The sequence below is a fragment of the Bacillus sp. JJ1503 genome, assembly GCF_036965125.1.
Classification (GTDB): domain Bacteria; phylum Bacillota; class Bacilli; order Bacillales; family Cytobacillaceae; genus Cytobacillus.
Window position 1 is genome coordinate 1 of record NZ_JBALOZ010000299.1, and the last position, 5804, is coordinate 5804.

The 5804-nt window shown below is 36.1% G+C and carries 7 protein-coding genes; 5 read left to right on the forward strand and 2 right to left on the reverse strand.

Features of this window, described 5'->3' with window-relative positions; genetic code table 11:
- Nucleotides 1-488: GyrI-like domain-containing protein (locus V7149_RS20695; protein WP_335347483.1), on the forward strand; the 488-nt coding region annotated here is incomplete at its 5' end.
- 376 nt (nt 489-864) lie between these two features.
- On the opposite strand, the gene V7149_RS20700 is transcribed toward V7149_RS20695, so the two are convergent.
- Both V7149_RS20700 and V7149_RS20705 read right to left on the reverse strand, forming a co-directional pair.
- On the reverse strand, nt 865-1839 hold the full coding sequence (locus V7149_RS20700) for a TIGR03943 family putative permease subunit (protein WP_335347484.1): 975 nt from the start codon (nt 1837-1839) through the stop codon (nt 865-867).
- 12 nt (nt 1840-1851) lie between these two features.
- Nucleotides 1852-2847 (reverse strand): permease, encoded by a 996-nt coding sequence (locus V7149_RS20705; protein ID WP_335347485.1) that lies wholly within the window; start codon nt 2845-2847, stop codon nt 1852-1854.
- Between the two features lie 447 nt (nt 2848-3294).
- Between V7149_RS20705 and V7149_RS20710 the strand changes: the two genes are divergently transcribed.
- The 4 genes from V7149_RS20710 to V7149_RS20725 all read left to right on the forward strand — a co-directional run bounded on the left by V7149_RS20710 (nt 3295) and on the right by V7149_RS20725 (nt 5764).
- Entirely contained in the window at nt 3295-4482 is a 1188-nt protein-coding gene (locus tag V7149_RS20710) for a GTP-binding protein (RefSeq protein WP_335347486.1), read from the forward strand.
- A 91-nt stretch (nt 4483-4573) separates the two neighbouring features.
- Nucleotides 4574-4723, forward strand: a complete 150-nt coding sequence (gene rpmG / locus V7149_RS20715) for a 50S ribosomal protein L33 (protein WP_335347487.1) — start codon at nt 4574-4576, stop codon at nt 4721-4723.
- A 268-nt stretch (nt 4724-4991) separates the two neighbouring features.
- Nucleotides 4992-5261, forward strand: coding sequence for a 30S ribosomal protein S14 (gene rpsN / locus V7149_RS20720; RefSeq protein ID WP_335347488.1), 270 nt, complete (start codon nt 4992-4994; stop codon nt 5259-5261).
- A gap of 146 nt (nt 5262-5407) precedes the next feature.
- Nucleotides 5408-5764 carry a hypothetical protein gene (locus V7149_RS20725; RefSeq protein WP_335347489.1) on the forward strand — a complete coding sequence of 119 codons (357 nt, stop codon included), beginning with the start codon at nt 5408-5410 and terminating at the stop codon, nt 5762-5764.
- The last annotated feature ends 40 nt before the right edge of the window (nt 5765-5804 follow it).

A 5804-nucleotide genomic window follows, 5' to 3' on the forward strand; every position in this document is an offset into this window, starting at 1 on the left:
CAGAATTAGTTAACGAATACATTTACCTGAGGGGTGTTATGATGGAATGCAAAAGGGTAAAAAAAGACTTTAAAGTTGTTGCGATGAAAAACAGGGGTGCCTTTGCGAACTACGGGAGTGAGGTACCGAAGCTTGCTCAACAATTTATGAGTAGAGCCGGTGAAATTCAAAATCATTCTAAAACTGAAATTGCACTCTATGAACCGAAAAGGGATGAAAACCATCTAGAGGGATATTATTATGTTGGAATGGTTGTTTATGATGCATTAAATGAAGTTCCTTCTGGTATGGAATATATAGAAATCTCGCAGGAGTATGTAACTACTAGAGGAAGAATAAACGATGTTGGTGACCTTCATTTACAATTAAATAAATGGTCAGATGAAAATGGATATCAAAAGAACTTAGGATCCTATATTATTGAGACCTATCATCCAATTGAAAATGATATAGAAGAAGTAGAGATTTATATACCAATCCATTCATAAAATAATTAAAAGATATGACCCTTTACTTTTCCAATTGAACATACTCAACAATCGGGCGCGATTGCGGAGGAACGAAAGCCTAATTTCTTTACTAAAAACACTAAGAAATTAGGCTTTTTCTTCTCGTTGTAAATTTGCGGTTCTCTTAACTCTACCCCTAATTGGTCAATTTAAGGCATAAAAATGGTTTAAATCTAATATATAATAATCCCCAGTTTCTTTTGTTAGTTATACAACATTGCTTCGAGTAGACCACTTTCAATCGCGACCCACTCAAAGCAATGAAAACTGCAGTATTCTGAAGTCCTCTGCCAATAAGCCATCTTCTTAAGCTGATAATCACTGTGAAAACAGATTTATCAGCTAATCTGAATGATTATAAAATTCTAATGTTAATCGGATAAATATATGGCTCCTCAGGTTCAGTGACTTTTTTCCAATCGGTTATTTTTATGAAGGGAAGCTCCATTCCATTATAAGTTGTGATATCCAGGACTCCATTTACTTCTATCCAAGTATCTGTATCGATTGAAGAGGCTTCAGGAAGTTCTGTAAGAAATCCTACAATGCTTGCATCTGCCACACAGTGGGTAATTAAAAACCTGGCAATAACAAGCTGATCCTGTTCAAATCCATCCTCTTTATAAGCAAAACCAGTTAATTGAATGGGTTTTCCTTTATATTTATGGATGTCCTTATGAATATCTTCATAGTAGGTGGAAAATAAGGAATCTTCCATAATAACGCTTGGATTTTGGGCTAGCTTTTTCTTCAACAGTTCATAATCTTCTTCTGACATTTCTTCCTGGGCAGTTAAATTCTGATCCATTTCATGCTCTTCTAGTTGGGCTGGAACTGCAATGTTTTCATTTTCCGTAATATCATTTTGATCATCTTCGCTATTTTCATCAGGTTGATTAGATTCATTGCTTGTTTCATTTTTTTGCTGCTGTTTCTGATTCGCAATAATGGCCATGCCTCCCTTTTTATTAGCAATGGAAGCATCAAGGACCTTGGCGGGAAGCAAGAAGCCTGTTATTAAAGGAAAAACAATCACCACGTAAGAGAGTAGCTTCTTTGAATTAAAAGGTGTGTCACCGTGATCATGATGATGGCAGCAATCACTTTCTTCATGATGACAATTATGATGTTTGTGGTCCTTGGCTGTCCAAATTCTTGTCAGCTGGATAAGAAATAATACGAGAAATAGTATCGCTGCTGAAATACTTAAGCCTTCATACTTAGGATTAATATATTTCGTAATCTCTCCTGTAAAATGAAGCTTAAAAATTAAGATGGGAAAGCTTAATAAAATTAGAGCTCTAATAGCCTGCTGAGAATGAAAGTTCATAGATTTCTCCCCTTATAGAAAGCCTGACACTAATAGTAATGAAACAAAAACGATTGCAACAACGAAAGCTAGTACAGTCATAACAAATTTAAAACGAAAGACGCTTAGCATCATTAAAGTATTTTTTAAATCAATCATAGGTCCAAAAATCAAAAAGGCTAAAATAGAAGGCGTTGGAAAGATACTACTAAATGAAGCGCCAATAAATGCGTCCGCTTCAGAGCAAAGGGATAACACATAAGCGAGTCCCATCATAACGATTATGGATGAAACGGGCCCATTCCCGGCTTCTAGCAATGCTTTTGCTGGCATATAGGTTTGGACAAATGCCGCCAAAAATGCTCCCATTATTAAATATTTCGCCATATCAAAAAATTCATCAATTGAATGGGTAAGCATGGACCATAACCGCGTGATAAAATCCTCTTTCGGCTGTTTATGTATGTGAACAGTGGTGGTAGATGATTTGAATTGTGCTCCTTTGAAAAACAGGCTGACAGCAAAAGCAACCATGACAGCAATGATAAAACCTAGCCCCATACGCAATCCTGCAATCGTCATATTATTACCAAAAGCCATGTAAGTGGAAGCGATCACAATGGGATTAATAAGAGGACCTGTCAGCATAAAGCCCATAGCCGCATATATCGGCACCCCTTTGCCAACGAGTCTCCGTACAATCGGAACAATTCCGCACTCACAGGCGGGGAACAATGCGCCAACGACACAGCTCATGATTACTGCCAAGACTTTATTTTTAGGGATACATTTTCGAATATGATCTTCCGTTACGAAAATTTGGATAATCCCTGCAATAAGCACGCCAATTAAAACAAAGGGCAATGCTTCTATTAAGATACTAATGAAAATAGTATTCAGATTTAAGATTGATGGCGGAAGACTTATCGAGCCTTTAAAGTTTGAGCCAAATGAAAAAAGATAAAGGGCTAAGGCGATAATCAAAACTCCAGTAATCTCAATGATATGAGTGCGAATAATTCGGTTCATAATAATCTCCTTATTTTTTGTGTATATAATAATTTGTCGGTCAGCTTATTTGAACAAGCCTTGATGTACGAAGGAATCTCCAGCGCAGTGAAAATAGGCTGACCGACTTTTATATACCAAATCATTAAATCGTAACAATTACGCTTTATATTTTAAAGTAAATCTATGATCAAATAAACAAAAATATGAATTAAAAATATAAAATTGATTGGATGGAAAATTTGCTATATAAATTTTTTTATTAATAAATCTTGCATTGAAGAAAATTTTATAATATTATTTAAATCGTAATGATTACGCTTTGCGTAAAGGATTCTTTTTAACACAGTCAGTAGGGGGAGAGGTGTGTATTCCTCCTTCAAGAGCTTCAGTAAGTAATAAAGTATTGTGGATAGCAATATTGTTTAAATCGTAATGATTTTGATTTAAGAAAAAGAGGTGAACAAAATGGTTAATAAGATACCAGTTACTGTGTTAAGCGGATACTTAGGTGCGGGGAAGACAACATTGCTTAACCATGTATTATCGAATCGTGAGAATAAAAAAATTGCTGTCATTGTAAATGATATGAGTGAAGTGAATATCGATGCTTCCATGATCAAACAGGGGGGCTTCACCAGAACAGATGAGAAATTAGTCGAGCTTCAAAATGGTTGTATTTGCTGTACATTAAGGGAAGATTTAATCATTGAAGTTGAAAGGCTTGTACAAGGAGGAGATATTGATTACATCTTAATCGAATCTACCGGAATTTCAGAGCCTATTCCTGTTGCTCAAACATTTACATATGTAGATGAAAGTCTTGGAATAAACTTACCTGATTATTGCAAGCTTGACACAATGGTAACCGTTGTAGATGCGAATCGGTTCTGGCATGATTTCGCATCAGGTGAAAGCTTGCTAGATCGGAAGGAAGCAATGGATGAATTCGATACTCGCGAAGTCGTTGATTTGTTAATTGATCAAATAGAGTTTGCCAATGTATTAATTTTGAACAAGATTGATTTAGTTGATAAAGAAAGTGTTCAGGAGTTAAAGGCTGTTCTTCAGAGGCTAAATCCAGATGCCAGGATCATTGAGAGCTCACATGGTCAAGTGGCACTAAATGAAATCTTGAATACTAATTTATTTGACTTTGAAGAAGCAAACCAAGGTGCAGGCTGGATAAAGGAATTAAATGAAGAGCATACTCCCGAAACAGAAGAGTATGGCATTTCATCCTTTGTCTATCGAAGGAAAAGACCCTTTCATCCGGAAAGATTTACGGAATGGCTGGAAGAGTGGCCAGAAGATATTGTTCGAGCAAAAGGCTTCTTATGGCTAGCTACTCGAAATGATATGACTGGGTTATTGTCACAAGCAGGACCATCAATCATTCTGCAAGGTGCGGGAGAATGGTTGGCTGCTTATCCGGAATTGGAAAGAGAACAGATTCTCAAAGATGAACCAGAACTGCTTGAAAAATGGGACGATCAGTTTGGAGACCGAATGATTGAACTTGTCTTCATTGGGGTGGACATGTCGCAATATGAAATTGAAGCTTCATTAGATAAGTGCTTGCTAACGGATGAGGAGATGCAACTGGACTGGAATGATCTAAAGGACCCACTTCCTCCATTTATAGCAGCACAATAGTCGTAAACTCGTCGTTTATCCGTCACTGTTGTACAACTATCCGCCAGATTTCAATAAATATCCGCTACTTCAAAATTGGGAGATGAAAACCATGAGAGTGAAAATCACATTAGCATGTACAGAAACAGGAGATCGTAATTATATTACGACCAAGAATAAAAGGAACAATCCAGACCGCATTGAGCTAATGAAATACTCCCCACGTTTAAAAAGATATACACTTCACCGTGAGACAAAATAATTTAACACGTCTATTTCTGCTAAATTTTTAATAAAGCCGATAAATCTAGGGTTTATCGGCTTTTGCTATTAAGTCAAAGCTAATTATGATTAGTTGCATTGCAACATTTTCCTTTAATAACTCCAAAACACTGACAAAGCCTTTGTTTGAAACAAGTTAATTTAGATAGTTGATAAAGTGTGTAAACATAGTCGTTTAACTTTGAAGAGTCTGATCTTAAAATCGTAATCATTATGATTATTAAAGAGAATTTAGGAGGCAAACATTAGTGGCAAAGAAATCCAAAGTTGCAAAAGAGATCAAAAGAAAAAAAATGGTAGATAAATATGCGGATTTAAGAAGGGAACTAAAAGAAAAAGGGGATTATGCTGCATTAAGTAAGCTTCCTCGTGACTCAGCACCTTCTAGGCTTCATAACCGTTGCCAAGTTACTGGGAGGCCAAGAGGATACTTAAGAAAGTTTAAGATGTCTCGTATCGCTTTTCGTGAATTAGCACATAAGGGGCAGATCCCTGGAGTTAAAAAATCTAGCTGGTAAGCAGTGGAACGACAGGAACAACGTTAGTGTAGTGCTTACAAGTTCCTGTTTGATTTATGTTAAGAATGCCATTTGAAGATTTAGAAAGGCTAGCCGAACATGAATATAAATGATTTTGAACACTAAGGGAAAGATGGTCGTATGTAATGAATGAAAAAGTGATGGAGATTTTTGCGAGGGATATTGTGGCTTCTCTACCAAGAAGTAAAAGAAAGCTTTATCAATTTATTGAAGATATTGAAGATAGTTTAGCACAACAATCCGAAACGAAAGAGCAATTTTTAGCCCTTCTCAAAGAGCAATTACCCCACCTTCAAGCAGCCAATCGCTTTAATATGTCGTTGGATGAAATAGTTAAATTGATGCACGAAATTGAAGATGAAATAAACGAAAAACTAGAAAGCAAAATAAAAAATTATAAGTGGATTGACTACACAGAACAAGTACATGGTAATCAGGTTGAGACAATTAAGAACATACAGTATTTCCTTGTTTTATCATAGATAATGGATTATGTAGTATCTTTATTCAAGAATCGGGCGC